This window comes from Pseudomonas sp. AM8 (assembly GCF_036346475.1).
Lineage (GTDB): Bacteria > Pseudomonadota > Gammaproteobacteria > Pseudomonadales > Pseudomonadaceae > Aquipseudomonas > Aquipseudomonas marginalis.
This window is the reverse complement of the sequence record NZ_JAOTNX010000007.1, coordinates 22333-47962: the sequence shown is the minus strand read 5'-3', so window position 1 is coordinate 47962 and position 25630 is coordinate 22333. Positions and strand designations below refer to the sequence as shown.

The 25630-nt window shown below is 63.2% G+C and carries 25 protein-coding genes; 11 read left to right on the top strand and 14 right to left on the bottom strand.

The genetic code is table 11. The features are described from left to right. Positions 1 to 61 precede the first annotated feature (61 nt). The 6 genes from pbpC (at position 62) to V3W40_RS17660 (ending at position 6803) form a co-directional block, all read left to right on the top strand. Entirely contained in the window at positions 62 to 2392 is a 2331-nt protein-coding gene (pbpC, locus tag V3W40_RS17685) for a peptidoglycan glycosyltransferase PbpC (protein ID WP_330215412.1), read from the top strand. Between the two features lie 95 nt (positions 2393 to 2487). After that, a complete protein-coding gene (locus V3W40_RS17680; RefSeq protein ID WP_058423592.1) occupies positions 2488 to 2796 on the top strand; it encodes a MazG-like family protein in 309 nt (102 codons plus the stop codon). After that, positions 2789 to 3538 carry a methyltransferase gene (locus tag V3W40_RS17675; protein WP_027607984.1) on the top strand — a complete coding sequence of 250 codons (750 nt, stop codon included), beginning with the start codon at positions 2789 to 2791 and terminating at the stop codon, positions 3536 to 3538. The genes V3W40_RS17680 and V3W40_RS17675 overlap by 8 nt, the downstream gene beginning before the upstream one ends. A 24-nt stretch (positions 3539 to 3562) precedes the next feature. Beyond that, positions 3563 to 4165, top strand: a complete 603-nt coding sequence (locus tag V3W40_RS17670) for a DUF4136 domain-containing protein (protein WP_065947169.1) — start codon at positions 3563 to 3565, stop codon at positions 4163 to 4165. A gap of 45 nt (positions 4166 to 4210) precedes the next feature. Next, positions 4211 to 4768 carry a DUF4136 domain-containing protein gene (locus tag V3W40_RS17665; protein WP_027607982.1) on the top strand — a complete coding sequence of 186 codons (558 nt, stop codon included), beginning with the start codon at positions 4211 to 4213 and terminating at the stop codon, positions 4766 to 4768. A gap of 85 nt (positions 4769 to 4853) precedes the next feature. Next, complete coding sequence (locus V3W40_RS17660) at positions 4854 to 6803, top strand: pilus assembly protein TadG-related protein (protein ID WP_330215411.1); 1950 nt, start codon at positions 4854 to 4856, stop codon at positions 6801 to 6803. On the opposite strand, the gene V3W40_RS17655 is transcribed toward V3W40_RS17660, so the two are convergent. After that, positions 6788 to 9526 (bottom strand): PAS domain-containing sensor histidine kinase, encoded by a 2739-nt coding sequence (locus tag V3W40_RS17655; RefSeq protein ID WP_330215410.1) that lies wholly within the window; start codon positions 9524 to 9526, stop codon positions 6788 to 6790. The genes V3W40_RS17660 and V3W40_RS17655 overlap by 16 nt on opposite strands. After that, positions 9523 to 9966: a TadE/TadG family type IV pilus assembly protein gene (locus V3W40_RS17650; RefSeq protein WP_065925547.1), complete on the bottom strand. Its 444-nt coding sequence runs from the start codon at positions 9964 to 9966 to the stop codon at positions 9523 to 9525. The genes V3W40_RS17655 and V3W40_RS17650 overlap by 4 nt, the downstream gene beginning before the upstream one ends. Before the next feature lie 72 nt (positions 9967 to 10038). Between V3W40_RS17650 and V3W40_RS17645 the strand changes: the two genes are divergently transcribed. Further along, entirely contained in the window at positions 10039 to 10488 is a 450-nt protein-coding gene (locus V3W40_RS17645) for a prepilin peptidase (RefSeq protein ID WP_027607978.1), read from the top strand. Positions 10489 to 10614: 126 nt separating this feature from the next. After that, entirely contained in the window at positions 10615 to 11394 is a 780-nt protein-coding gene (locus V3W40_RS17640) for a response regulator transcription factor (protein WP_330215409.1), read from the top strand. 10 nt (positions 11395 to 11404) lie between these two features. On the opposite strand, the gene V3W40_RS17635 is transcribed toward V3W40_RS17640, so the two are convergent. From V3W40_RS17635 to cpaB, 8 genes are read right to left on the bottom strand one after another with little or no spacing between them, the layout of a single operon-like run. Beyond that, a complete protein-coding gene (locus tag V3W40_RS17635; protein ID WP_330215408.1) occupies positions 11405 to 11665 on the bottom strand; it encodes a DUF3613 domain-containing protein in 261 nt (86 codons plus the stop codon). A 10-nt stretch (positions 11666 to 11675) separates the two neighbouring features. Beyond that, positions 11676 to 12386 (bottom strand): tetratricopeptide repeat protein, encoded by a 711-nt coding sequence (locus V3W40_RS17630; protein ID WP_330215407.1) that lies wholly within the window; start codon positions 12384 to 12386, stop codon positions 11676 to 11678. An 11-nt stretch (positions 12387 to 12397) separates the two neighbouring features. Beyond that, on the bottom strand, positions 12398 to 13285 hold the full coding sequence (locus tag V3W40_RS17625; protein WP_330215406.1) for a type II secretion system F family protein: 888 nt from the start codon (positions 13283 to 13285) through the stop codon (positions 12398 to 12400). Position 13286: 1 nt separating this feature from the next. Next, positions 13287 to 14168: a type II secretion system F family protein gene (locus V3W40_RS17620; RefSeq protein ID WP_092489526.1), complete on the bottom strand. Its 882-nt coding sequence runs from the start codon at positions 14166 to 14168 to the stop codon at positions 13287 to 13289. Between the two features lie 10 nt (positions 14169 to 14178). Then, entirely contained in the window at positions 14179 to 15447 is a 1269-nt protein-coding gene (locus V3W40_RS17615) for a CpaF family protein (protein WP_065925542.1), read from the bottom strand. After that, complete coding sequence (locus V3W40_RS17610) at positions 15444 to 16637, bottom strand: pilus assembly protein (RefSeq protein WP_330215405.1); 1194 nt, start codon at positions 16635 to 16637, stop codon at positions 15444 to 15446. Before V3W40_RS17610 ends, V3W40_RS17615 begins: the two co-directional genes overlap by 4 nt. Beyond that, positions 16634 to 17851: a type II and III secretion system protein family protein gene (locus tag V3W40_RS17605; protein WP_065947177.1), complete on the bottom strand. Its 1218-nt coding sequence runs from the start codon at positions 17849 to 17851 to the stop codon at positions 16634 to 16636. The genes V3W40_RS17610 and V3W40_RS17605 overlap by 4 nt, the downstream gene beginning before the upstream one ends. A gap of 19 nt (positions 17852 to 17870) precedes the next feature. Further along, positions 17871 to 18803, bottom strand: coding sequence for a Flp pilus assembly protein CpaB (cpaB, locus tag V3W40_RS17600; protein WP_065947178.1), 933 nt, complete (start codon positions 18801 to 18803; stop codon positions 17871 to 17873). 319 nt (positions 18804 to 19122) lie between these two features. On the opposite strand from cpaB, the gene V3W40_RS17595 reads away from it, so the two are divergent. Together V3W40_RS17595 and V3W40_RS17590 are read left to right on the top strand one after the other, a co-directional pair. After that, positions 19123 to 19320 (top strand): Flp family type IVb pilin, encoded by a 198-nt coding sequence (locus V3W40_RS17595; RefSeq protein WP_065947179.1) that lies wholly within the window; start codon positions 19123 to 19125, stop codon positions 19318 to 19320. Positions 19321 to 19373: 53 nt separating this feature from the next. Further along, positions 19374 to 19778: a response regulator gene (locus V3W40_RS17590; RefSeq protein WP_027607967.1), complete on the top strand. Its 405-nt coding sequence runs from the start codon at positions 19374 to 19376 to the stop codon at positions 19776 to 19778. Positions 19779 to 19786: 8 nt separating this feature from the next. Here the strand turns inward: V3W40_RS17590 and V3W40_RS17585 are convergent, their stop codons facing one another. After that, positions 19787 to 21469, bottom strand: a complete 1683-nt coding sequence (locus tag V3W40_RS17585; RefSeq protein ID WP_330215404.1) for a ShlB/FhaC/HecB family hemolysin secretion/activation protein — start codon at positions 21467 to 21469, stop codon at positions 19787 to 19789. Between the two features lie 185 nt (positions 21470 to 21654). After that, positions 21655 to 23124, bottom strand: a complete 1470-nt coding sequence (locus V3W40_RS17580; protein ID WP_330215403.1) for a collagen-like triple helix repeat-containing protein — start codon at positions 23122 to 23124, stop codon at positions 21655 to 21657. Between V3W40_RS17580 and V3W40_RS17575 the strand changes: the two genes are divergently transcribed. Then, the gene (locus V3W40_RS17575; protein ID WP_330215402.1) at positions 23123 to 23296 is read left to right on the top strand and encodes a hypothetical protein; all 174 of its coding nucleotides are present in this window, start codon (positions 23123 to 23125) and stop codon (positions 23294 to 23296) included. The genes V3W40_RS17580 and V3W40_RS17575 overlap by 2 nt on opposite strands. Before the next feature lie 128 nt (positions 23297 to 23424). Here the strand turns inward: V3W40_RS17575 and V3W40_RS17570 are convergent, their stop codons facing one another. Together V3W40_RS17570 and V3W40_RS17565 are read right to left on the bottom strand one after the other, a co-directional pair. Beyond that, positions 23425 to 24273: a MaoC family dehydratase gene (locus V3W40_RS17570; RefSeq protein WP_330215401.1), complete on the bottom strand. Its 849-nt coding sequence runs from the start codon at positions 24271 to 24273 to the stop codon at positions 23425 to 23427. Between the two features lie 2 nt (positions 24274 to 24275). Continuing rightward, on the bottom strand, positions 24276 to 25619 hold the full coding sequence (locus tag V3W40_RS17565; protein ID WP_098480435.1) for a 3-oxoacyl-ACP reductase: 1344 nt from the start codon (positions 25617 to 25619) through the stop codon (positions 24276 to 24278). Between the last annotated feature and the right edge of the window lie 11 nt (positions 25620 to 25630).

The window sequence follows — 25630 nt, the reverse complement described above, 5'->3', positions numbered from 1 at the left end:
TCTGTGCCTTTGGTTGTTATTGCAACAGGCTAGTTCCCTACAAGCATAGAGGTTTGCCCGCTTGAATTTGCGTTTACTTGTCCGCTGGACCCTGGCGAGCCTGGTCTTGATGATTGCCCTGCTGTGGCTGGCCGATCGTATCTGGCCGTTGCCGTTGCCCAGGGACGACCTGGCGCGGGTAGTGCTGGCCGAGGATGGCACGCCGTTGTGGCGGTTTGCCGATGCCAACGGTGTGTGGCGTTACCCGGTGCAAACCAGCGAAGTGTCGCCGTATTACCTCGATGCACTGCTCACCTACGAAGACCGCTGGTTCTATCAGCATCCCGGTGTTAACCCGTTGGCGCTGGTGCGGGCGACGTGGCAGAACCTGACGGGCGCGCGGGTGGTGTCGGGTGGCAGTACGTTGTCGATGCAGGTGGCGCGTCTGCTGGATCCTCACTCGCGGACCTTCCACGGCAAGTTGCGCCAACTGTGGCGCACGGCGCAGTTGGAGTGGCACCTGTCCAAGGAACAGATTCTCAACCTGTACCTGAACCGCGCACCGTTCGGCGGCACGTTGCAGGGCGTGGCGGCCGCCAGTTGGGCGTACCTGGGCAAGTCCCCGGCGCAACTGACCCACGCCGAAGCCGCTTTGCTCGCGGTATTGCCCCAGGCGCCGAGCCGCCTGCGCCCGGATCGCCACCCGCAGCGCGCCCAGGAGGCCCGCGACAAAGTACTGCGCCGCCTCGCCGAGTTCCAGGTGTGGCCACAAGCGGCCGTCGACGAAGCGCTGGAGGAGCCGTTGCTGCTCGCCCCGCGCCTGGAGCCGAGCCTGGCACCGCTGCTTGCCCGCCGCCTTAACCGTCCGGACAGCCCGCCGCTGATTCGCACCACGCTGGATGCCACCCTGCAACGCCGTCTTGAAGACCTGTTGTTGGGCTGGCGTGCGCGGTTGCCGGAATACACCTCGGCCGCGATCCTGGTGGTGGAAGAAGAAAACATGGCCGTGCGCGCTTACCTGGGGTCAGTGGACATCAACGACGCCAAGCGCTTTGGCCACGTGGACATGATCAGCGCGCTGCGTTCGCCGGGCTCTACCTTGAAGCCGTTCCTGTATGGCATGGCCCTGGACGAGGGCCTGATTCACTCCGAATCGCTGTTGCAGGACGTGCCCCGGCGTTATGGCGATTATCGGCCGGGCAACTTTTCCATGGGCTTTACCGGCGCAGTGCCGGCGAGCACGGCGCTGTCCAGTTCGCTGAACCTGCCGGCGGTGCAGTTGCTGGAAGCCTACGGGCCCAAGCGGTTTGCCGCGCAGATGCGCATCGGCGGCGTGCCATTGGCCCTGCCGGCGTTGGCCGAGCCCAACCTGGCGCTGATCCTCGGCGGCGCGGGCAGCCGCCTGGAGGATCTGGTCAGCGGCTACAGCGCCTTTGCCCGCGACGGCAGGAGCGCCACCCTTCGATTACAGCCGGACGATACGCTGAGAGAGCGGCCCTTGCTGTCGCCAGGGGCCGCCTGGATTATTCGGCGCATCCTCAGTGGCCAGGCGCGGCCTGATCGCGACCCGCGTGCCGAGCTGGTGCAGCGCCCGGTCCTGGCCTGGAAAACCGGGACCAGCTACGGTTTTCGCGATGCCTGGGCGATTGGCGTGGGGCCGCGCTATTTGATCGGTGTGTGGATCGGTCGCCCGGACGGCACGCCGGTGCCGGGGCAGTTCGGTTTGGCCTCGGCGGCGCCGCTGATGTTGCAGGTGCATGACGTGCTGACCAATCGCGACAGCCAGCGCGGCATCAGCGCGCAGGTGGTGGCGGTGCCGACCAATGTCGGCGTGGCGGCGATCTGTTGGCCGCTGGGCCAGCCCATGAACCGCAGCGATCCGAATTGCCGCCGCCAGCGCTTTGCCTGGACCCTGGACAACACCACGCCGCCGACCTTGCAGGCGCTGGATCAGCCGTTGAGCGTCGGCTTGATGGAAAGCGTCTGGGTCAACGCCAAGGGCTTGAGGGTGGATGCCCATTGCCCTGGCGCGGTGTCTAAAAATATCGCCCTGTGGCCCGCGCCCCTGGAGCCATGGTTGCCCAGGATCGAGCGCCGTGAAGCGCGGATTCCCGCCGCCGACCCCGACTGCCCGCCACCGGCGCTGGCGGCGTCTTCGCCGCTGTCGATTGTCGGCGTGCGCGAAGGCGACCAACTGCGCCTGCCCGCCGCCAGTCAGCAAACCCTGCGCCTCAAGCTTTCCGCCCTGGGCGGCAGCGGCCGGCGCTGGTGGTTCCTCAACGGCGCCCCCCTGGGCGACAGCGCCAACCAGGACAGCATCAATGCCAGTTTCGAGCGCTTGGGCCGCTACCAACTCAGCGTCCTCGACGAAGCCGGCCAGACCGCCCGGCTCGAATTCAGCGTGGTGGATTAGGGCCTCATCGGGGGCAAGTCGAATCGTCGCACCGCCGCTATTCACTTGCCTTCACTCTCCATCCCCCTGAAGCTATACCCATTCAGGAGCCCCCCATGAACCTTGAACACCTCACCGAACGTCTGCACCGCATCCGCGATACCAACGACTGGAAGCCATTCCACAGCCCGAAGAACCTGGCCATGGCCGCCAGCGTGGAAATGGCCGAACTGGTGGAAATCTTCCAGTGGCTCACCGAAGACCAGTCCCGCCAGTTACCCGCCGACAAACTTGCCCACGCCGGCCAGGAAGTGGGCGATATCGTGCTGTACCTGCTGTTGCTGTGCAGCGAGCTGGGCCTGGACATGAACGAGGTGGTGCGCGCCAAACTGGCCGACAGCGAGCGGCGGTTTGCCCATGAGTGACCGGCATTTCGACCAATTGGCCACGCGCTTCGCCGAGAAAATCTACGGTGGCGCAAAAGGCGCGATTCGCCTGGCTGTGCTCCAGGCCGACCTGGCTGAGGCCCTGCCGGAGCGTCCGTTGCGCGTGCTGGATATCGGCGCGGGCCTGGGGCATATGTCGCTGTGGCTGGCCGAGCGCGGCCATCAGGTGACCCTGGCCGAACCCGCCGAGCCGATGCTCGAAGGCGCGCGCCAGCGCTTCGCCGAAGCCGGGCAGGACGCCACCTTTATCCACGCGCCGTGGCAAGACTTGCTCGGCCAGCTCACCGAGCCCTACGACCTGGTGCTGTGCCATGCCGTGCTGGAATGGCTGGCCGAACCCCACGGTATCCTGCCGGTGCTGCACCAGCTGACGCTGCCCGGCGGCTGGTTGTCGCTGGCTTTCTACAACCGCGATGCACTGATTTATCGCAACCTGCTCAAAGGCCATTTCCGCAAGATGCGCAAGAACGACATGGCCGGCGAAAAGCAGAGCCTGACCCCACAACAGCCCCTCGACCCGCGGGAATTGGCGGCGCAACTCGAAGGGCTTTGGCAGGTCGAAAGCCAAAGTGGCGTGCGGGTATTCCACGACTATATGCCGGTGGAATTCCAGGCCCGCGCCGACTTGAAGGACCTTGTAGAGATGGAGCTCGCTCACCGTCGTCACCCAAGCTTTGCCGGACTTGGGCGTTATTTGCACTGGATCTGCCGTCCGGTATAAGCGGCCCAGTCTGCGGAGGTCGAAATGCGTCGTCTCTGTTTGATCCTGTTATCCCTCGGGCTGGGCGCCTGCTCCAGCCCTAACCCTTATGTGGCGGCTTCTGCGCCCATGCCACCGGCGCCCGCGCAGGCGGCCACTACCTTCGACGCCAGCGCCTACCCGGCACCGGTGCGCGACTATGGCGCCTACCGTAATTGGGCCTGGCGCAACGGCCAGCTCCCGGCCGGCACGGCCTGGGCGGACTCGGCGCAGGTCGCCGAAGCGGTCAGCGGTGCCCTCGACCAGCGCGGCCTGCGGCCCTTGCACGACAACCGCCCGGCGGACCTGCTGGTGAGCGCCGATGTGCGCCTGGAGAAGCGTCTCAAGCAGGTCCGGGACGATTACGGCTACGGATACGGCGGCTATAACCGCTACGGCCCGGGCTACGGCATGTACAACTCGGTGCCGATTGTGCGCACCTATGAGGTTCAAGTGGTGGTGGTGCGCGTCAACCTGTTCGACGCCCGCAGCGGCCAGCCGGTGTGGAGTGCCAGTGCGGAAACCGGCAGCCAGGGCAGCCTCAGCGAGCGTGCGGATGCGTTGCGCCAGGCCGTGCAAAAGGCGATGACGGCGTATCCTCCGAGTTAACAGCTATTCTCATCTAAAGCCCGGGTCGCTCTTTGGAGATCAACCATGTTTCGTCGTATCGCTACGCTAGCTTTTGTTGTGCTGCTGGGCGGTTGCCAGACCAGCCAGGTCAACCACGATTTTGATGCCAGCCGCGACTTCGGCGCCTACCGCAACTGGGCCTGGAAAGACCCGGCGCTGCAATACCGCCCCGATGATCCGCGGATCAAGAGCGACCTCACCGAACAACGCATCCGCCAGGCCGTGGGTGAACAGCTTGACCAGCGCGGCCTGCGCCCGGCAGCCGCAGGCACCCGGGCTGACCTGAACGTGCAGGCCTACCTGATCGTCGAAGACCGCCAGCAACAAGTCACCACCAACTATGGCGGCGCCTGGGGTGGCCCGTGGAACGGCTATTGGGGCGGGCCGATGTACAACGAAACACGCAACATCACCTACAAGGTGGCGACCATCCAGATCGACCTGCTCGACGGCAAGGACGGCAAGCTGGTGTGGCGCGGCAGTGATGAACAGATGATGAGCAGCACGCCCAACCCCCAGGATCGTAATAACGCGATTCGCACGACGGTGACCCGCATCCTCTCCAGCTACCCACCGCACTGACCGTTTGTAGCGACCGGCCGGCGCACCTGCCAAGCCTTGTCTACACTCCACGGCAACACGGAGAGTAAGCGCTAAGGAGTGCCTGATGTCTCCCCGACTCGGTTGCAGGCAGCGTGGTGCGATTGGCTTGATGGCAGCGGGCACCCTGGCGTTAGCGCTGGTGTTCCTGCTGCTGGCGGTGGACAGCGGCCGCCTCTACCTGGAAAAGCGCAAGCTGCAGTCCATTGCCGACACCGCCGCCCTGGAGGCCGCCGGGCGTGGTGGCCTGTGCAGCCCGACCACCAGCGCCAACGACTATGCCGTGCAGAACGCTGCGCGCAATGGCTTCACCGTGGTTGCCGGCGACAGCAGTCGTGGCCTGGCCGTGACCTGCGGCACATTGACGACCAATGCCGGCAACATCCGCGTATTCAGCGCCGACGCCAGCAAAAACGAGGCCATTCGGGTAGTGGCGACGCGCAGCGTAGTAACCAGCGTCGCCACCGGTATCTGGAATATGTTCAGCGGTACGCCGGCGTCCACCCAGATGACCCTGGGTGCCACCGCCGTGGCCGCGTACGCGCCGCCAGTGGCGCAACTGACGATTCGCAGCAACCTGGCGACGGTGGATTCGGCGAAGTCCCCGCTATTGAACATGGTCATTGGCAACCTGTTGGGCGGCAGCCTGTCGCTGACGGCGGCGGGCTGGAATGGCTTGCTGGCGACGAACGTCAACCTGCTCGGCTACCTGGATCAGTTGGCGATTGAGCTGAACGTGACGGCGGGTGACTACGATGCGCTGCTCAACACCGCCGTATCCGCCAACCAGTTGATCGATGCCGCGGTAAAGGTGCTGCAAAAAAACGGCGCGGTGGCGACGGCGGTCATCAACGATGTGATTTCATTGAAAGCCATCGCGCCCAATACCCAGCTGCTGAAAGTCGCAGACCTGCTGAAGGTTGCCAGCGGAACACCGGCCGCGGCGTTGAATACCAATGTGCAGTTGTTTCAATTGCTGGAGGCCGTTGCACAGCTGTCCAATAGCAAGAGTGCGGTGAGTGCGGCCGCTCAGGTGAATATTCCCCTGGTGGGCAATGTCTCGATCCAGACCAAAGTCATCGAGCCGCCGCAATTGTCGGCGATCGGTAATCCGGCGAAGGCCAAGGCGGGGCTTCTGAATAACCCGCAGACGGATCAGATTGTTGTCCGAACCGCGCAAGTGCGCACATTGGTTACGGTGGATGCGCCGATCATCAAGCTGGTGTCGGGGGTTTCATCAATCCTGACCGGGTTGGCGACACCGGTGTCGAAGGTGGTCGGCGGCCTGTTGAACCTGAACATCCCGGCAGTGGTGGGCGGCGTGTTGTGCCTGGTGGCGTGTAACGTCACCGACGTGGATATCACGCAATCACTGTCCATCTACATCGAAGCGGCCAGTGCGCAGAGCCAAGTGACGGACTACAGCTGTGCCACGCCGGCCACAAAGTCGCTAACGGTGCAGGCCACCACCGCCATGGCTACCTTGGGCGTGGGCTATGTCGACCCTGCCACCGCGTTTTCATCATCGGCGCCAGTCACCGTGCAGCCGGTCAGGCTGATCGATTTTGGCCAGCGCTACTGCATTGTGCTGTCGCTGATATGCGGCACGCGTACAGCGGGTGTAGGCGGTGGTTTGAATGTGAAGGCGTTGTCTACCGTGGCAGCGCAGACCAGCTCGTTGCTGTTTTTACCGGTCGCCGATATGAATGCCGCGCCGACCTACAAAAGTCCAACCGGCACCGCCAATATCGTCAATAGCCTGGGAGCAACCCTGAGCGGCCTGCAGGTTACCTACGTACCGCCCAGCGGCAGCACACCCGGTGCCGCGAACGGCACTGTTACGACGGCCCTGGCTACCATCACCAGCGCGGTGGTCACCCTTGTCCAGGACGTCCTGTCACCGCTGCTCGACCCCATTGTCAACACGCTGCTCCCGGCCCTGGGCATCAACCTGGGCAACGCCGAAGTCGGCGCCAACCTGACGTGTCAGATGGGCCGCGCCTACCTGGTGATCTGAACCACCGGCAGTTCCACACAAAACCGTGCGCCTTCCTCGCCATTGATCACGCTCAAGCGCCCACCCATGTTTTCCACGATCCCGTAGCTTACCGACAGCCCCAGGCCGGTCCCCACCCCAATCGGCTTGGTGGTAAAAAACGGCTCGAAAATCCTCTCCAATAATCGTGGGTCGATGCCGCCACCGTTGTCCTCGACCCAGATGCGCACATTCCGGCTGTCGTGCTCGCAGTGCAGTGCAATCCAGGGGCGCAATTGCGCGGCTGTTTCGCGCTGGCTCAATAGCGCATCGCGGGCGTTGACCATCAGGTTGATCAACACCTGCTCAAGCTGGTCGACATGACCTTTGACCTGCACCCTGAAGTCTGCAGGTGTGATGCGCAGGTCCACGCCTTTGCTGCGCAGGCCCTCACTCAGCAGCGATATGGTCCCTTCCACGGCTTGCGCTGGGTCGAACGGTTGCTGTTCGATTTCCGAACGGCGGCCAAACACGCGCATATGGTCCACCACCCTCGCCGCGCGTTGCACTTGGGTGTCGATGCGCTTGAGTTTTTCGGTGAGGTAGTCGATCTGCGCGTCGCCGTTGGCCAGGCGCTTGAGCACATTGACGATCGCCATGCGCATCACGTTCAGCGGCTGGTTGATCTCATGGGCCAGGCCCGTGGCCATTTCGCCGAGGGTCGCCATCTTGGCGCTCTGGGTCAGTTGCTGCTGGGAGCGACGCACTTCGGTGTTGTCGCGGCCCACGGCCTGCACTTCCACCAGTTGACCTTGTTCATCAAACACACCACGGTCGGACCATACCCACCAGGCATGTTCGCGCCCGGGCAGCTGCAGGCTGATTTCGGCGGTGCTCACCGGAAACTCGGGGGTCAGTCGGCGGATGCGTTGGATAAATGCCTGGCGCTGTTCATCCGACAACCACGCGTCCAATTGCCGCCCCGGCAGTTGCGCGGGCAAGCACTCCAGGTAGTTGGCCAGCGGCGTGTTGCCAAACGTCAGGGTCAGGTCCGGGCGATAACGGCAGATCATTGCCGGCGAGTCTTCCACCAGGATGCGGTAGCGCTCTTCGCTCTGCCTGACCTGTTCGGCGGCCAGGGTCGCGTCGGTCACATCGAGCCATAGCCCCACGGCCTCCACCGGCAGGCCCAGGTCATCGCGCAGCAGCTTGGCCTCGTCGAGCAGCCAATGGTAGTCGCCGCGGGTGTCGCGCACCCGGTAGCGGCTGCGTACATTCCCTTCGCGTAGTAATTGACGGGTGCGTTGGAAGTACAACTCACGGTCTTCGGGATGGATCAACGAGGCCAGGCCGTCGTGGCTGCAATCGGCCAGGCTCCAGCCCAGCAGCGGCAACAGGCTGTCGCTGAAAAACGCCGGGTGCAGCGCGCCGCCGACATAGCGCTGCACGTAGATCACCGCCGGTGAACTGGCGATCAGGTTATCCAGGCGTGCATGGGCGGCGGCGGCTTGCAGTTGCTGGTTCTTGATGTCGCTGATGTTGAGCATGAAACCGACCCAGCGCCGGTTGTCGCCCACGCCCAGTACCTGGCCCTGCACGCGATACCAGATGGGCGTGTGGTCCGCGTCACTGCCTGGCAGGCGCACGCTGGTCAGCAGGGGTTTGTCCAGTGCCTGCAGGTCTTGCAGGTGGCTGAGCAGTTCCTGGCGATCAGCGGGGTGGATCAGCTCCAGCCAGAGGGCCAGTGCCTGGCGCGTGGCGCCGTGTTTCTGGCCCAGGCTATGCAACAACTGGGGGGCGAGCTGGATCTCCTGGGTGGCGGGCAGCAGTTCCCACCAGCCGGTGCCGAGCAGTTCTTGCAGGGCCTCCATGCGCTCCAGTTGCTGATGGCTGCGTTGTTCGCGCAGGCGGCTCAGCAGCGGGGCGGCGAGTGCGGCGGTGAGGTCCAGCCAGTCACGTTCGCGGGTGTGCGGTTCGCCGCCGTAGAAACCGCAGAGCAACCAGGCTGCCACGCCCTGGCTGTCACGGTAGGGCACCAGCAAACCGTCGATATCGCCGAAAATGCTCTGCAGGCGGGGGTTGTCAATGCGCCCGTGGGCCAGGCTCAGGAGCGCGTTGCCGTTGACACTGTCCAGGCTGGCCCCCAGATGTTGGCCGGTTTGCCACAAGCCCGGGGCGTCGTGAGCGGTGTATTGGCTGTAGATCCGCCAACCCTGGTTGGCTTCATCGAGCAATGCCAGGGCCACACAGGGGATACGCCAGCGTTGGGCCAGGCTGCGCAGTTGCTCGTTGAACGTCTCGGGCAGGCGACTCAGGCTGCACACTCGCAACTGTTCGCTCATCCTGCAGGCGAGTTGGTGGTTCTGCTCGCGCTGTTCAGCCAGGTGGCGGCCGGCGAGCAAGTCGCCGATGTCCAGCAGGTGCAGCACCCAGCGGTCGCCCTCCGGCTCGACCCAGCCACGGGTGGGCAGGACCTGGCCGGCAGAGCCCTGGAAGTCCAGGTCCAGGGTATGGCGTTGCCAGTCGGCAGGGCTGCCTTCGATACTCAAGGCGCTGCTGGCGCACAGCAACTCCCGCAGCAGCGGCCGTGCTTCACCCGCGACGGGCATGGCGAGTTGCGAACGCAGTGTGCCGCTGATGTCCACCACATGGCCTTGATGATCCAATAACACGCGCAGCCCTGCCGCAGGGACAGTGGGCGCCTCGAAGGCCTGGGTGCCGACACGGCCCCGCAGGCGCTCGAAGAAATTATTCCCCGCAGTCAAAACTGAAGACTCGAGCTGGCCGAAAGGTTGGTCGGCAGGTTCGGTACAGTGCCAATGCCTGGCACCACCAGCGCCGGGAATACGGAGTAGAGGTTGGAGGAGGGGTATTTGATCGTGACAGTCAGCGTGGTGCCGGTGTAGGTGGCGCTGATGAAGGACGGCTGGAACTGGAAGTTGGCGGGGATCCAGCTCAATTGCGCCGCTACCGCATCTTTCGCCCGCTGGGTGACAAGGGTAGGGTAGGCCGATCCTGCCGCTACCGGGTCTACCGCCATGGCCTGGCGCACGGCCTCGGCCGCCGCCTGGTTGAACGACTGCATCAACAGCAGCGGCAGGCTGAAGCTGATCAAGCCATAGAACACCGCAAAAAAGATCCCGAAGACCAAGGCGAACTCGATCGCCGCAGCCCCTTTTTGCTTTGCCGGCAGGCCTGTTTTCATGACTGCGTCTACCCTGACGTCTACGACTCGATATCAGCATAGAATCATTCAGCGAAAAGGAACGTTTTTTACGTGATTCATGGCGTAGTGATAGTGATCTGGCTGGGAGTCTGTGCGGTGCAGGATATTCGCCGGCGACAGATCGCCAATGGCTTGACCCTGGGCGTGGCGTTGCTGGCGCTGTTATACCTGTTGTGCACAGGTGCCACCTGGCTGGGCGCGCCGGCGAGCGCCGGTCTCTTGGCGTTTGCCCTGGCGCTGCTGTTGACCCTGCCGGGCTATGCGCTGGACCGCTTCGGTGCGGGCGACGTGAAGCTGCTCGCGGCGCTGGGCCTGGCCACCACGGTGGATCATGTGTTGTGGTCGCTGATCGGTGCCGCCATCACCCTGGTCGGCTGGTTGGTCGTTCGTCAACAGCTCGGTCCGCGCGCTGCTGATCGGGTGCAAGGCCCGCCTGCCAAGCAGCCTTTCGCCGCGTTTTTATTCGCGGGTTTTGTGCTGTATGGGGTATGGACCCTTTAGTCGCACAATGCCTCTATTGCTATGTACAGAGTCGGAAAGTAGGTCTACGTTTATGGAACGGATGTATAGGATTCTTCGTCCAAACGGATAGGTCAGTCTTTTGGCTTGCCAGGCATGGAGTCGCGTGTGAACAAGCTGAAATCGGCTGTAAAAGTGCTGGTGGTCGATGACCAACCGCTGATCGTTGAGGAGCTTTGCGAGTTCCTCGAAAGCAGTGGCTACCACTGCGTCCCGTGCGAATCCAGCCGCCAGGCCTTGCAGCGTTTCAGCGAGGACGCCGAGGTCGGCCTGGTGCTGTGCGACCTGCACATGCCGGACATGGATGGGATCGAGCTGGTGCAGTCGATGCAGAAGATCGCCGGCAAGCAGCGTGCGTTCGAGGCCATCATGCTCACCGGGCGTGCTGACAAACAGGACGTGATCAAGGCCCTGCGCGCGGGCATTTCGGATTACTACCAGAAGCCGATCAACCTAGATGAGTTGCTCGAGGGCCTGCAGCGCCAGGAAGCGGCGCTGGAAGAGCGGCAAAAGGAGCTGCAACTGGGGCACTTGAACCAGAAACTGCAGTACCTTTCCGAATCCATCAATGACTTGTACCAGGACCTCGACAAGGTACGGCGCGGCCCGCTGCAGGTGGCTGACGGCGAGGGGCGGCAAGACGCCGGAGCGGCGCAGGTTCCATCCATCTTCAACCAGCTGTCACCCCGTCAGATGGAGGTGGCGTGGCTGGTAGGCAAGGGCCAGACCAATTACCAGATCGCCTGCGAATTGGGCATCACCGAAAACACCGTCAAACTGTATGTGTCCCAGGTGTTGCGCCTGACCCATATGCACAACCGCACCCAGTTGGCGCTGGCGTTGTCGCCAAGCCACTCGCCGATGCGCCAGCAGGTGAGTGCGCACTGACGCACGGGGTTCACTGGCTCTTGACGCCCGCCTCCGACTTGGTTTCAAAGAACTCCGGAATCGGGTGCTTGTGACTGTCCAGCCAACGCTGCAATGCCTGCTCCTTTTCTGCCGGGGTGGTGCTCTGCGGTGTCGGCGAGGCTGCCCGCCCATCGACCTGCAACGCCATCCAGTTTTCCGTTTCGGCCTGCTGCGGGGACGAAGGCCCCGGTGGAATAGCCGAGGCGCTCAATGGCAGCAGCGCCAGACACACAACGTAATGGGCTTTCATCATCGACTCCTTACTTGATACTCACCGGCAGGGCATCGGCGGCCGTTGCGACGTTGCGCGCGGTCCTGGCTGAGCGCTTGAGCCGGGCCGCGCGGGCCTGTGCCTCGGTGACCTGGCCGGGGTTCAAGCCCAGCTGGCTGACCACTCTGGCCGCTTGCCCCCAGTCATCCTGATAAATCAGCAAGGTCACCAGGTTGACCGCAGCCAGCGTGTCGCCCTGTTTGAGCTCGATAGCCGTCATGAACTCAAAGCGCGCGTCTTCCAGGCGCAATTGGTTGAGGTACACCACGCCCAGATCATTGCGGATTTTTTCATCGGTGGGCGCCAGGCGCGCGGCCCTTTGCAGGTGAGCCATCGCCTGTGGGTGGTCGCCCTTGGCCGCTGCCAGTTGCCCCAGCCCATGTTCGCCTTCGGCGGTCATGCAAGTACCCAGCAGGCTGCGATACAAGGGTTCGGCCTCACTGCGGCCCAGCAAACGGAAGCTACGGGCCTGGCGCTGGCGCACCTGGGGCAAGCTGTCGGGCAGGTTCTGCAGGTTGGCCAGGCTGGCGTGCAGCTTGCCCTCGTTGGCCAGGTCATCGGACAGGTTCAGCGTCAGTTCCTGCTCCGCACTGGGTTTGGCGCAACTGCCCGGCGCGGTCAACGCGGCCCATGGGGTGTGGCCGTTGGTGGCGCATCCGCCGAGCATCAGCAGGGTCAGGCCGGCAATCAGTGGTTTCATCAAGGTGGTCCTCAGAATTGGCTCAAGGCGCGGGCGATGCCGATAAAGGCGGGGCCGCCGAGCACGATCAGCAAGGCGGGAAACAGGAACACCATCATCACCACCGACATTTTGGCCGACATTTTCGAGATGTATTCCTGCATGCGGGTCAGGCGCCGGTCGTCGAGCAATTGCTTGAGCGTCAGCAGGGATTTCATCGCGCCACCCCCCTGCTGGATCAATTGCTGGAGGATGATGCAGGTGTCGGTGAACTCATCCACCTCCAATATGCGCGCGGTCTTGCCCAGTTCTTCGCTCAGTTCCAGGCCGGAGTCGACGCGTGCCAGGATCAGGCGCAATTCGTGGGTCAGGTCTGGAAGCAAGCGCTGGGCTTCGTTGGCCATCACGCGCAGGGATTGTTCAATCGCCATGCCCGACTCGAACAGGATGCGCAGCAGCGGAATGAAGGTTGAGATTTCCTTGGCGATGCGCTGCTGGCGGAATTTGGCGGCAGCGGCGAGCACGCGTTTTGGCAACAGGTAGCCGATGCCCAGGGCGACCGCCGGGGCAATCCAGGCGGGACTGGCGTGAGGGAAAAGTAGTTGCTGGCCGAGCAGGGTCAGGCCCATCGCCGCGACAGGCACGCCGATCTGGAAGGCGGCAAACAGCGAGCGCTGGCTGGCCTTGCGCCAACCGACCCGGTTGAGCAGGACCTGGGTCTCGTTATCCAGGCTGACTGAGCGCTGGGCCAGCGTGCTTGCGCCCAGTTGGCGCATGAACGTGCCAAATTTGTCATCGCTGGCGCTGCGCCCTTGCAAGCGCTCAACGACCCGGCGATCACGACGGCGATGTTCGAGCCATTGCCCGCCCACCAGTACCATGGCGGCGAGTGCCAGCAACAGGCTGACCATCAGGGCCATCTCACACACTCCTCAGCATGCGCCACATGGCAAAGGTGCCCGTCAGGTCCATCGCCAGTGCGCCGAACAGCAGGGAGCGCCCCGTGTCGTCGTTCCACATGGTCATCAAGTAGCCAGGGTTGACCATGATGAAGTAGCCCACGATCAGGATCGGCAAACCGCCCAGCACGTAGGCCGTCATGCGGGTCTCGCCCGTCATCGCCTTGAGTTGCCGGGCGCCCTGGTCCCGCTCGCGGATCATCTTGATCAGGTTTTCCAGCAGTTCGCTGGCGTTGCCGCCGTAGCGGTGGTTGACCTTCAGGCCAAGGGCGAACAGGCGGAACTCGTCCTGTTCGTAGAATTCGGCGAAGTCGCTGGCCGAATCCGGCAGGCTCACCCCCAGGCGCACGTTGCGCTGCATGCGCCCCATGGCGTGCTTGAGCGGGTTTTCCACGCTCTCGATACCGCCCAATACCGCGTCGGCCAGGGTGCGGCCGGATTTGAGGCTGCGTACGCTATGGTCCAACAACTGCGGCAGTTGCTCGACCATACGTTGCACCCGCTGCTGGTAACGCCAGGCGATATAGGCACGCAATGCCAGGGGCGGGCCCAGGGCCATCAACACCAGGCCCAGCCCGTCGGCGACCAAGTAGCCCAGCAGGGCGCCGACCACCCACGCGCTCAGCCACAGGCCGAGGCGTTCCTTGGGTTTGCCCAGCCCGGCGCGCAGAAACATGCGCTCAAGGCCGGTCCAGGTGCCGGGCTGCTCCTGTGCCTCGGGTTGGCCATCGCCGAGGCGCTCCAGCACGCGACTGGTCCGGGCCTTGCGCAGGCCATGCTGAAACAGCCAGAACGACAGACCGATCAGCAATAGGCAAACCAGCAGCAATACAGGTCCTGTCATCAGGCGCTCCCTACAGCGGCATGGCTGTGGCGCGGCGCAACTTATCGCCGGCCGGGTTGATGGCTTCGCGCAGGAAACCGACGCCGGTGCGCCGGTCCAGCCGGAACAGGGTATTGGTGACATACACGTCATCGCGCACACCGACCACTTCCACCACCTCGCTCACGCAACGACGGCCATCGGGCATGCGCGTCAGCTGGATCACCACATCCAGCGCGGCGCAGATCATCTGGCGCAGGGTTTTTTCCGCGATCACGCGGCCGGTCAGGCCCACCAGGGTTTCCAGGCGCAGCAACGCATCCTGGGCATTGTTGGCGTGCACGGTGCTCATGGAACCGTCGTGGCCGGTGTTCATGGCCGTCATTACGTCGAGCACTTCCACGCCACGGATTTCCCCCAGGATGATGCGGTCCGGGCGCATCCGCAGGGCGTTGCGAATCAGGTCGCTGGACCTGACCTCACCGTGGCCCTCGGCATTGGGCGGGCGGGTTTCCAGGCGCACCACATGGGGATGCCCCAGTTGCAATTCGGCAACGTCTTCGATGGTCACCAGACGCTCGTGGGGATTGATCAACTGGCTGAGAATATTGAGCAACGTAGTCTTGCCGGTGCCGGTGCCGCCGCTGATGAGGATATTGCAGCGCCTGCCGACGGCTTCCTGGAAAAACTCGAAGATGCTCTGGTCGATGGTCTGCATGGCAACCAGGTCGCTGCTCTTGAGCATGTCCTTGCGGAACTTGCGGATTGACAGGCATGGCCCATCCAGGGCAATCGGCGGGATGATCGCGTTGACCCGGCTACCGTCAGGCAGGCGTGCATCGACCATCGGCGAGGATTCGTCCAGGCGCCGGCCCAACGGCGCGAGGATGCGTTGCATCACGCGCTCCACGTGGTGGTCGTCGATAAAACGCAGGTCACTCTGATGCAGCAGGCCCTCACGTTCGATAAACACCCGGTGCGGCCCATTGACCAGGATTTCGGTGACTGAAGGGTCGCGCAGCAGCACCTCCAGCGGGCCGAAACCGGTAAGTTCGTCGACGATCTCTTCGGCCAGGCGTTCCATCTCATAGCGCGAGATCGCCAGGCGCATGCGCGTGATGTACTCGGACACCTTGTCGACGACAAATTGCGCCAGGGATTGGCGCGTGTCTTCAAGCAGGTTCTTACCCGACTCCTCGATAGCGTCGATGATGTAGCGATGCAGCACCAGCTTCAAGCCATCGTGATCCGTGTTGCCGCCGCTGCGGGCCGGGCCGCCGAAGAGTTTCTCGCCGTTCATCGCACCGTCCCCAGGATGCGTTCGAACCAACGCATTGATGGTTTTTCCAAGCCCTTGGAGCGTTTCGCCAGGCGTTCGCCCAAGGTGCGCACGGCCTGGCTCAACGCTTCACGTGGGGCCAGGGCAAACAGGGTCTGGCCCTGGTTCTTTACGTTCAGGCGCAGTTCGGCGCTCAGCGGCAGCACGGCGATGCACTCAAGGCCGTAGCTTTTTTCCAGGGTGTCGGTGTCTGGTACGCAGGACTTGATATAACGGTCGACCACCAGCCTGGCGTGGTCGAGTTTCATGCCTTTGTCGCGCCAGCGATTGAGCACCGCGAGGTTGCGGCGACAGTCCAGTACGTTCTGGTCGGTGCACCACAGCAGTTTGTCGCAGTGGCCGACAAAGGTGCGCAGTGCGTCGCTGTCCGGTTGCCCGGTAAGGTTCACGACGATGTGCTGGAAGTGCTGGCGCAGTGCGCTGAGCAGCATGTACAGCTCGGCGGCGCTGGTCAGTTTCAGCGGTTCGTCGCCGGTGGCATACGCCAGGATGCGCAGGCCATCCACGGTTGTGGTAAAGGCGCTGTTGATCAGCGTGGTATCGAGGCGGCGCAAATGCCGCAACGCGTCACCGAAGTTGAAGGTGCTCTCCAGCCCCAGCAGCGCCAGGCTGTCGCTGCGTGGCAGGCCCAGATCCAGCAGCAGGGTCTGCTGGCCGCTTTTTTGCACCACCAGGGCCAGGTGAGTCGCCAGCATCGCGCCGTCCGCGTTGCTTTGGGTGCCAAACAGAACGGTCAGGCCGCCCAAGTGTGCACTGGGGGTGATGGTCGGCAGGCGCTTGCTCAAGCGGCGCACCAGGCCGGCCACTTCGCTGGAGCGTGAGCCGTAGGCGACGAAATCCCGGGCGCCCGCCCGCATGGCGTTGAGTACCAACTGGTTGTCCATGCCGTCGCCCAGGGCGACCACGGCGAGCATCGGCTTGGCCTCCAGGGCGCCTTCGATCAGCGCACTCTGGGCCACCAGGTTTTCACGGTCCAGGCCGATGAAGACCAGGTTGGCAAAGGTCACGTCGACCAGCGCCAGCAGCTCGTCCAGGCTGCCGGTGCCAGCGCTCACGACTTGGCCAAGGGGCGCCAGGGCACCCTGCAGCCACTCCAGGTCGATGGTGTTGCGAGTGATGGCGAGGAACGTCTGGCTCAAGCTATCGCTCATTGGGAAAGTCCACTGCGGCGGTCGAAATTACCGTTTTCGAGGAAAAACAGGCGGTACCAGTTGGGGTCATAGTTGCGCAGTTTTTCGCCGGGCAAGGAAGGCAACTGAGCGTTGGCCGCCAGCGGTTGCACCAGGTGCGGCGTGACGATCATCAGCAGCTCCTTTTCTTCGCGGCGGATATTGGTGTCGCGGAAAAACGCACCCAGGACCGGGATATCGCCCAACCCCGGAAACTTGCTGATGCTGGAGCGGTTGTTGGTGCTGATCAGGCCGCTGATCACAAAGCTTTCGCCATCGGCCAGGGACACGCTGGTGTCGGTGCGGCGTACGGTCAGGGCCGGCACCTGGATGCCCTGGATCTGTACGGCGTTGCTGTAGTCCAGCTCGCTGACCTCCGGCGCTACCTTGAGGGTGATGCGGTTGCGATCAATCACCGTCGGCGTGAGGGTCAGGCGAATGCCGAATTCCTTGTATTCGATGGAGATGGTGTCACTGCCGGCGCTGGGTACGGGTATAGGTACTTCACCGCCGGCCAGGAAGGTTGCGCTCTGGCCGCTCAGCGCTACCAGGCTGGGACGCGCCAGGGTGTAGGCAAAACCGCTGCTCTCGAGGGCGTTGATCATCGCTTTGACACGACCGCCGCCAAAACCGACATTGAAAGACTCGGCACTCACCGGCAGTTTGAACACACCTTCTGCCGGGGAGAGAAGGTTGGGGCTACCGAGGAAAAAATTGTTGCCCAGCCCCAGGAACTGGGTGCTGGCTTCCTTGAGCTTGGTGCGGCTGACTTCTACAAAGCGTATATCCGTCTGCACCTGGCTGGGCAGCAATGGGTCTTCGGAGGGTGGCCGCGACAAACTGGTCAGTGCCGACGTGGCCTTGCCCTTGACGAACACCATGCTCTGGCGCGGCGCCTTGGTACAGGCAGTCCACACCATCAGGCTGGTAGCGCCGCTGGCGACGCCGGTCAGCAGGAAATGACGGTCACCATTGACGCGCACATCCGCGATCTTCGGGTCGCCAATCGCCAGGCGGGTGATTGGCACCGGCGATTGCAGTTCCTGTTGCAAGCCTTCGCCCACCTCGACCACGGCAGGCAACTGGCCCAGGGCGCTGCAATTGCCGGGTGCCGCCAGGGTCATGGCGGCTGGCAGGCTTGTCAGCATCAAGGCCCAGGCAATTGGCGTGAACATGAGGGCGTAGCGATGGCTCATTCAAGGCATCCTTGCTCAATCACGGGGTTTGTTCAGTGGCCTGCGCGCCGCGAATCACCTCGACGCCCCGGCGTACAGCGGGTGCGCCGCTGATTTGCGCGACGCTTTTGGGCGGTCCCACAAGGGCAAGCTGGGTGAATTGGTAGAGGTCACGATTGGCATTGGCCAGTTTGTCCGAAGCGTCGTTTTCCCCGGCCCAGTACTGGCTGAGCAGTTGCTCCTCGGCACTGCGCACGGCCAGGCGCAAGGTACCGGCTTGCGACGCCAGCATCAGGCGGCTCAATAGAGGCTCCGGCACGGCCAACACCACGGTGCGTGCAGCAGCGCGACGCTGGGCAGCCTGGGCGCGCTCCTCGGGCGTGGCGGCGGGCGGCACGGCCGGCAAGCCATCGTTGGCCAGGCCCAATTGGTCACCGACGCTGAGCAGGCGCAGGGCTGGAAGGACGATTTGTGCCGACTGCTCCGCGTTGCCAGCATCCTGGCGCAGGAACAGCAGCACATCCACATAGTCGCCGGGGCTCAGTTGGCCTGCCGCGCCGATCACCTCGTCGACGGCCACGGCCAATGCGCGCTCATCGGGATGAATCATGCGGGCAAGCGGGCCGCCGGCGCTGAAGCTTTCCTCGCTGAGCCAGGTACCTGCTCCCAGTGCGCGCAGTGGTTGGCGGCCGATGGCCTGGTCCAGCCGCGTCAGGCTGCCGGCGGGCACCGTGCGGAGTTTTTCCACGACCAGGTCGGCAGCGGTAAGTGCAACGAAGGCAGGGACGTCATGCGCCAGTACGACCACTGGTTGGCGGGTCTGGTCTTCGACGACAGCAGTGGGCTTTTCGGCAGAAATGACAGGTGTTGCGACGGGCTCCGTTTGGCGGCTCAACACCAGCCCCCAGTACCCTGCAATCAATGCCCCGATTAGCAGCACAGCGGCCAGGGCCATGCTGATGCGACTGTTCATGACGGCTCTCCCTTTCCCGTTGCACTACCTGTTCGTCAATCCAAACGAACTAATTCGCAACCTGGCTGTGATGAACATCTAACGATTTGGCTATTTGAAGGTAGCTCAGCCAGGACGAAACGCCATTTGTCACGGATAAAATTTTATTTGAACGCTATTTGCAGCCGGGTAGTCAGGCATGCACCGACGACTAATACTTTGTGATTAATGAGTTCTTACAGTTGTGAGGCTGAGGTTTGTTGGCAATGCTCTAATTGCACGTCGCAAACATCGTGCTAGAGCCGTACTGGCTTTTAGTGGCGTATTAGGGAGAAGTCGTATGTTCCTTGACCTGATGTTGAAGTTATATGTTCAGATACAACTGTTCTTCAAACGCAAAGAGGCTGCCTCAGGTATTGAATACGCCATTATCGTGGCGCTGGTGGCCCTCGTCATTGTGGGTGCCGGAACCGGCCTGGGCACCAAGATAAGTGGAATTTTCACGTCGATCGCTACCAAGCTGCCAACGGCGACCTGACTGCCAAGTTGCAGCAGCTATTCTTCAATTACCCCATTCTTCCAGGTACGGCCATGAGCACATCTTCTTTGTCTCGCCAACAAATACTATTGGTGGACGACGAAGAGGATGCTCTGGTTGAGCTGGCCGAATCCCTCGAACACGAGGGCTTTGTCTGTTTTACCGCCACCTCCGTGACCTTCGCCTTGCAAGAATTGACACTGCATCCGGATATCGCCCTGGTCATTACCGACCTGCGCATGCCTGAGGAAAGCGGCATTTCCTTGATCAAGCGCCTGCGCGAACACACCTCGCGCTCGCACCTGCCGGTGATCGTGATGTCCGGCCATGCCGAGATGGATGACGTCAGCGACATGCTGCGCCTGCAGGTGCTGGACCTGTTCCGCAAGCCGATCTATCTGGTGCGCCTGATCGATACGCTCAACAACCTGTTTCCTCTCTCTCACTCCAGGTATTAAGCGCTCATTCACAGCTGATAAGTGAAGCTCAGCGTATACCGCGGCCGTCGGTCGAAGTTATCCCGCGCCACATCTGCCATCGGCTTGGCCGCTTCCACGGAAATGTTGTAGTACCTGGCGTCGCCAAAACGCAGGCCCAGGGCCGCCGATGACATATCGCTGCCCTTGACCGGCAGGTCGTTGAACCAGGCCCTGGCGCGGTCGAGCACCATATAGGGCTGCAGGATCCGCACCCACTCGCCAGCACGGTTGTAGCTGTAGTTGATCTCATACGCCACGCCCCAGCCTTTGTCGCCGGAGCCCTGGTCATCGGGGTAGCCACGGCCGAAATTCTGCCCGCCGAAGGTGGCACGCTCGCTGTCGGGCAGGTCGTGGTGGCTCCAGTAGAGTGCGCCGGAGAGTACACCTTGCCAGTTATCGAAGAGCCTGTTGCTCTGCACGCCGGAGAGGCGCAGGCGGAAGAAGTCGAGGTCCGGCTTGAGCCCGCCGAAGTCTGTGCGGGTCTTGGCGCCCATGCCGTTGATGCCTTGGTACACACCGGCGCTGAGGATGCGCAACTGGGTCGTGTCGGCCTTGCGCCAATCGCCTTCGAACGCCAGTGCGCGCAGGTCTGTTTGCAGCGCCAGGCGTTGCGGGAAACCTTCGAGCTTGTAGCGCGTAGTCTGGTCGACGGCATAGTAGCGGGCGCCGAGGTTCAATGACTCGTTGGGCGACGCGATCAGCGGGTGGCTGAAGCCGATGGCGTAGCGGTCGATTTCCTGGTGTGGCTTGAGCTCCAGGCCTTCGCCCAGTTGCAGGCTGGTGCGTGGATCGGCGCGGTAGCGTTCACCCGACAGCGTGAGCTGGGTGCCCTCGGCATTGATGAATTGGCTGTAGGCTGCGCGGTAGTAATGTTCTTTGTCGTCGCCGGGCGGGAACAGGCCGCTGAGGCTCAGTTGTTCGCCCATGGAGGTCCAGGAGTTGCCGGTGCCGGTGAGCAGCGCCTGCGTGCCGCCTCGGCTGGCCTCGTTGAGGCTCATGCTGGTGGTGAAGGGTTTGCGGCTGGCGGTGATGTGCATCGGCGTGCCGCCGTCGGTGGTGGCGGGCGGCGGTACCTGGGCCTGCAAGGTTACGCCCGGGATGGCGCTCATCAGTGTCGTGTAACGCTCGAACGTCTTACGGGTGAGTGGACGTTCGGCCTTGAGTTTTTCGCCGAGTTTGTCGACGTAGGACGAAACCGGGCCGATGTCGCCTTGCAGCTGGTAATCGCGGATATAGCCTTCGACCAGCACCACATGCACCAGGCCGCCGTCGAAGCGCTGTTCCGGCAGGAAGGCGTAGGACAGCAGGTAGCCATCTTCCTGGTAGCGGCGGGTGATGCTGCGGGTGGCTTCGATCAATTGCGCCAGGTTGGTTTCATGGCCGATCAGCGGTTCGAATGCCTGGGCGACGTCCTTGAGCGGGTAGACCGTGCCGCCGTCGATCTGCAGCTTTCGAATGGTCACCTTGGTGTCCATCAGCAACGGCTGCTCCGCGCTGGCAGCAGGGGCGGGCAGTCGGGTCTGCTGGGGCGCCGGTCGATACGCGTCGGCGGGCAGGTTAGGCACGGGCAGGTTGCGGACGGTGTCGTTGCTATTCAGGAAACTGGGCAGGGGGTCGGCGTGGACGGAAGCACTGAGGGTGAGCAGTAACAACGGTGTCAAAGCGCGCATAGGACACTCCATGGTCAGAACTGCTGCAGCGTTTTGCAGGTTCCCGTCGGGCTCGGGGAGCGCGGTCTGGGTGTTTTCAGGGGTCGATCATTGACCCATGAAAAAAAGACGAGAGACTTAGCTGGTCTCTCGTCTCAACCAAGCGTAGGCGCTGCAGGTGAGGCCGTCTAATCGGCCAGGTGCAATCATTTCCTGCCGGTCAGGCCACCCAGCAGCCCGCCCAGGGCACCGCCATTCGTACTGGTGCTGGCACCCGCGGAGGTCGTCACGGCCAGGCCGCCGCCGAGCAAACCACCACCGGTGTTGGGGCCGCCGCTGACCAATCCTCCGACCGAGGCCACGGTGCCACCCACTGCGTTGACGGTACCCCCCAAGGCGTTGATGACCGGGTTGGCGTTGGTGCTGGTGATTTGGCTGCCCAGCCTGCTGACGGCGCCGCCGGCGTTGGTGGCCAGGCCGTTGATTGGAGTGCCCAGGCCGGTGGCATTGCCGACGTTTTGAGTGAGGCGGGTGACGCCACTGGTGACGGGGTTCAACGCGCCGCCGACCTGGCTGGTCAACGTGGCAATGGGGGTGCCTGCGGCGGTGTTGGGGACGCCACTGCCGCCCAGAAGGGTGCCCAGGGATGCCACGGTAGTGCCCGCCTTCACACCGGTGACGCCGGTGGCGCTGACCAGACCGTTGCTACTGCCGGCATTGAGGCCGCTGCCGGCGCCCGCTATCACGCCGCCGATGAGTTCCGCCAGGCCCGGTCTGCGGTTGCTGCCGCCACTGTTACCCGTGGCGTCGACATAGCCGCTGGCCTTGCCGACCACGGTACCCACGCCATTGAGCACGCCGCCCACGGCGCCGGTCGCCGGGTTGCCGCTGCCACCGGTGTCGGCGACTTGATTGCCCAGGCTATCGACGGTATCGCCGAGCTTTTGCAGCAGGCCGCCCACGGGGCTGTCCAGGCCGGTCGTGCTGCCGACTTTAGCGGTGGTGCTTTCCACCAGCGACACCACCGGGACCAATACCTTTGCGCCAAGCGTATGGGTGGCCGAGCCCAGCGGGCCGGTGGTACTGGCGGTGCTGAGGGTGTCGCCGAGCATGGTCACGGCATTGCCGAGCTTGCCGACGACGTTGCCTGCCACCGGTGCCGCGCCGCTGACCACCGGCACGTGCCCCAGCAAGGTGGCGACGTTCTGGCCGGTGGCGGTCACGCCTGCACCGAGGTCGGAGACACCGTCGGCCACGCCCGCGACGGTGTTGCCCAGTGCATTGCTGTCGGTACCCAGTGAACCGAGGCCATCCGACAGGCCTTCGCCGATGCTGCTGACGGCGTTGCCGGTAGCACGCACCAGGCTGCGCGTAGTTGCACCCACGATAGGCAGGCTGCCCAGGGTAGTGCCCAGGCTGCTGACGGTGCCGCCGAGGTCGGTCACGGTATCGCCGAGGGTGTCGGCCACGCTGGCCGTTACCAGGGTGCTGGTTGTGCCGGTACCGCCACCGTCTGTACCGCCGCCACCGCTGCCGCCACCGCCAGCAGCAGTATCCGAGGAAGCAGAGCCCCCACTGTGATGTCCGCCGCCACCGCTGCTGCAACCGCCGAGTGTGAGTGCGATTGCCAGTGCCAGCGTGGTACTTGCTTTCCAGAACATGACTTGAGTCTTCATGATTGAGTTCCTTGCACCTGTACAACCTGAGTTGTCTCAAACGCTGGCTATTTCTGCGGATAGCGATGCGTTTGTCCGTGTGGCTATAACAGGCCCGGACGCTCTTTCTCTCAATGCTCAACTTGGTATTAATGATTTATATACGGCTGGGTTGTACCGTTTAAGCGACTAATGCCAAAGGTATAGGGCATGATGTTTCTGGATGTATATATGTTTAAAATCAAAAACCTGCATATAAAAAGCGAGCCTGAAAAGGCCCGCTATCACTTAGGGTGTATATATACAATTTATCAGTCGCTTTTATGCAATGGGCTGCCATTTGCCCAGCATATGCTCGATGTCACCCGCGCCTTTCAATAAGAATTCGCCGCTGGAACCGGCGGCGCTGGCCAGTAGCCTGACTTCACTGGGCAGGCGTACCGGTTTCCTGAATTCGACGTCTATTTCGATATTGGCGGCCGGCAAGTGTTCGCCCAAGGCGGCGAGGGTGTGCGCCTTGTTCCACAGCCCATGGGCGATGGCCTGGGGGAAACCGAACAGTTTGGCGGTCAGGGCACTGAGGTGGATCGGGTTGTAGTCGCCGGACACCCTCGCGTAGCGGCGGCCGATATCGGCCGGGGCCTTCCAGCGAGTCAGTTCGCTGACCTGAGTGGCGCTAGGCCGGGCATCCTCGGTCGCTTCGCCTTCGAGCTTTACGCCCCGGCAGAGCATCCGGCTCTCGGCTTCCCACAGCAGGCCAAGGGAATCCTCAACCGTGGTGACCACTTCAAAAGTCGCGCCCTTGGGGTGGGGTTTGAGGTTCTGCGCGTGCACGCCAATGGTCAGGTCACTGACACCGCCCAGCGGGCGATGGATGCGGATGCGGTTGCTCAGGTGAATCAGCCCCAGCAGCGGGAAGGGAAACTTTTTGTCGGTGAGCAGCTGCATTTGCAGACCGAACGCGAGGATGTGCGGATAAGTCGCCGGCAGCATGGGGCCCTCGGAAAACCCGCAGACCTTGCGGTACACCGCCACATGCCTGGGGTCGATGCTTACCCGGCAGCGCAACCCTTGCTCGGGCAGCGTGTTGCCGGTGATCTTGCGCTTGAGCGCTGCCCGCCAATACAACGGTGGCAGAAACGGCGTACTGCCTAAGGTTTGCCAATCCATGCTTACGCTCCCAATAGACTTTGCCCACACACCCGCAGCGCTTGCCCGCTGACCGCACCGGAACCCGGCTGGCTCAGCCAGGCCACTGCTTCGGCGACGTCCTGCGGCAAACCGCCCTGGCCCAGGGAACTCATGCGCCGCCCGGCTTCACGCAGGGCAAAGGGAATATGCGCAGTCATCTGGGTTTCGATAAAGCCTGGGGCTACAGCGTTGATACTGATCCCGCGTTCTTCCAATAACGGCGCCCATGCTTGTACCAGGCCGATCAAGCCGGCCTTGCTCGCGGCATAGTTGGTCTGCCCACGGTTGCCGGCGATGCCGCTGATGGAGGCCAGCACCACCACGCGGGCGTTGTCGTGCAGGGTGCCGCTGTCCAGCAGTGCCTTGGTCAGCACTTGCGGGGCATTGAGGTTGACCGCCAGCACCGCGTCCCAGTATTCCGGGGTCATGTTGGCCAGGGTCTTGTCACGGGTAATCCCGGCGTTGTGCACCAGGATGTCGAGGCCGTCGGGCAGGTGTTCGATCAACTGGCCGGCGGCGTCTTCGGCGCAGATATCCAGCACCACGGTGCGCGCACCCAGGCGTGCGGCCAGGGCCTCGAGGTCGGCCTTGGCCTGGGGCACGTCGAGCAGGATCACTTCGGCGCCGTCGCGGGCCAGGGTTTCGGCGATGGACGCGCCAATGCCACGGGCTGCGCCGGTGACCAATGCCTTGCGCCCGGCGAGGGGGCGAGTCCAGTCTTCGACGGGCGTGGCACAGGCCTTGAGGCGAATCACCTGGCCGGAGATATAGGCGCTTTTCGGTGAGAGGAAGAAGCGCAGCGCGCCTTCCAGTTGGTCTTCGGCACCGTCGCCGACGTAGAGCAATTGCAGCACGCCGCCGTTGCGCAGTTCCTTGGCCAGTGACCGGCTGAAACCTTCGAGGGCGCGCTGGGCGCTGGCGGCGAACGGGTCGCTGAGGCTTTCCGGCGCGCGGCCGAGGATCACCAGGTGTGCACTGTGATCCAGGTTTTTCAGCAACGGTTGGAAAAACTCACGCAGTTGCTTGAGCTGGTCGGTGTGTTGCAGGTCGCTGGCATCGAATACCACGGCCTTGAGCTTGGGGCCGTGGCCGGGAATCCAGGTCGAAGTGTCGGCGCCGTAGGTGTAAATGGCGTCGGTGAGCCGGTTGGCAAACGCTTTCACGTTCGTTGCCAGCGCGCCACCACCCAGTAACAGCGCACCTTCCACCGGGCGCAGGCGCCCGGCTTGCCAGCGTTCCAGGCGTACCGGTGACGGCAGGCCAAGGGCGGCGACCAGGCGATGGCCGAGGCTTGAGTTGGCGAAGTCGATATAACGGTCAGACATGGAACGCTCTC

Excerpts from the sequence above, each read along its gene's own strand:
- V3W40_RS17650 (WP_065925547.1), bottom strand. The coding sequence starts at position 9,966 with ATGAAAACAGGCCTGCCGGCAAAGCAAAAAGGGGCTGCGGCGATCGAG.
- cpaB (WP_065947178.1), bottom strand. The coding sequence starts at position 18,803 with ATGAACAGTCGCATCAGCATGGCCCTGGCCGCTGTGCTGCTAATCGGG.
- V3W40_RS17635 (WP_330215408.1), bottom strand. The coding sequence starts at position 11,665 with ATGAAAGCCCATTACGTTGTGTGTCTGGCGCTGCTGCCATTGAGCGCC.
- V3W40_RS17595 (WP_065947179.1), top strand. The coding sequence starts at position 19,123 with ATGTTCCTTGACCTGATGTTGAAGTTATATGTTCAGATACAACTGTTC.
- V3W40_RS17630 (WP_330215407.1), bottom strand. The coding sequence starts at position 12,386 with ATGAAACCACTGATTGCCGGCCTGACCCTGCTGATGCTCGGCGGATGC.
- V3W40_RS17580 (WP_330215403.1), bottom strand. The coding sequence starts at position 23,124 with ATGAAGACTCAAGTCATGTTCTGGAAAGCAAGTACCACGCTGGCACTG.
- V3W40_RS17625 (WP_330215406.1), bottom strand. The coding sequence starts at position 13,285 with ATGGCCCTGATGGTCAGCCTGTTGCTGGCACTCGCCGCCATGGTACTG.
- V3W40_RS17680 (WP_058423592.1), top strand. The coding sequence starts at position 2,488 with ATGAACCTTGAACACCTCACCGAACGTCTGCACCGCATCCGCGATACC.
- V3W40_RS17590 (WP_027607967.1), top strand. The coding sequence starts at position 19,374 with ATGAGCACATCTTCTTTGTCTCGCCAACAAATACTATTGGTGGACGAC.
- V3W40_RS17615 (WP_065925542.1), bottom strand. The coding sequence starts at position 15,447 with ATGAACGGCGAGAAACTCTTCGGCGGCCCGGCCCGCAGCGGCGGCAAC.
- V3W40_RS17610 (WP_330215405.1), bottom strand. The coding sequence starts at position 16,637 with ATGAGCGATAGCTTGAGCCAGACGTTCCTCGCCATCACTCGCAACACC.
- V3W40_RS17665 (WP_027607982.1), top strand. The coding sequence starts at position 4,211 with ATGTTTCGTCGTATCGCTACGCTAGCTTTTGTTGTGCTGCTGGGCGGT.
- V3W40_RS17585 (WP_330215404.1), bottom strand. The coding sequence starts at position 21,469 with ATGCGCGCTTTGACACCGTTGTTACTGCTCACCCTCAGTGCTTCCGTC.
- V3W40_RS17575 (WP_330215402.1), top strand. The coding sequence starts at position 23,123 with ATGATTGAGTTCCTTGCACCTGTACAACCTGAGTTGTCTCAAACGCTG.
- V3W40_RS17620 (WP_092489526.1), bottom strand. The coding sequence starts at position 14,168 with ATGACAGGACCTGTATTGCTGCTGGTTTGCCTATTGCTGATCGGTCTG.
- V3W40_RS17570 (WP_330215401.1), bottom strand. The coding sequence starts at position 24,273 with ATGGATTGGCAAACCTTAGGCAGTACGCCGTTTCTGCCACCGTTGTAT.
- V3W40_RS17660 (WP_330215411.1), top strand. The coding sequence starts at position 4,854 with ATGTCTCCCCGACTCGGTTGCAGGCAGCGTGGTGCGATTGGCTTGATG.
- V3W40_RS17670 (WP_065947169.1), top strand. The coding sequence starts at position 3,563 with ATGCGTCGTCTCTGTTTGATCCTGTTATCCCTCGGGCTGGGCGCCTGC.
- V3W40_RS17565 (WP_098480435.1), bottom strand. The coding sequence starts at position 25,619 with ATGTCTGACCGTTATATCGACTTCGCCAACTCAAGCCTCGGCCATCGC.
- V3W40_RS17675 (WP_027607984.1), top strand. The coding sequence starts at position 2,789 with ATGAGTGACCGGCATTTCGACCAATTGGCCACGCGCTTCGCCGAGAAA.
- V3W40_RS17605 (WP_065947177.1), bottom strand. The coding sequence starts at position 17,851 with ATGAGCCATCGCTACGCCCTCATGTTCACGCCAATTGCCTGGGCCTTG.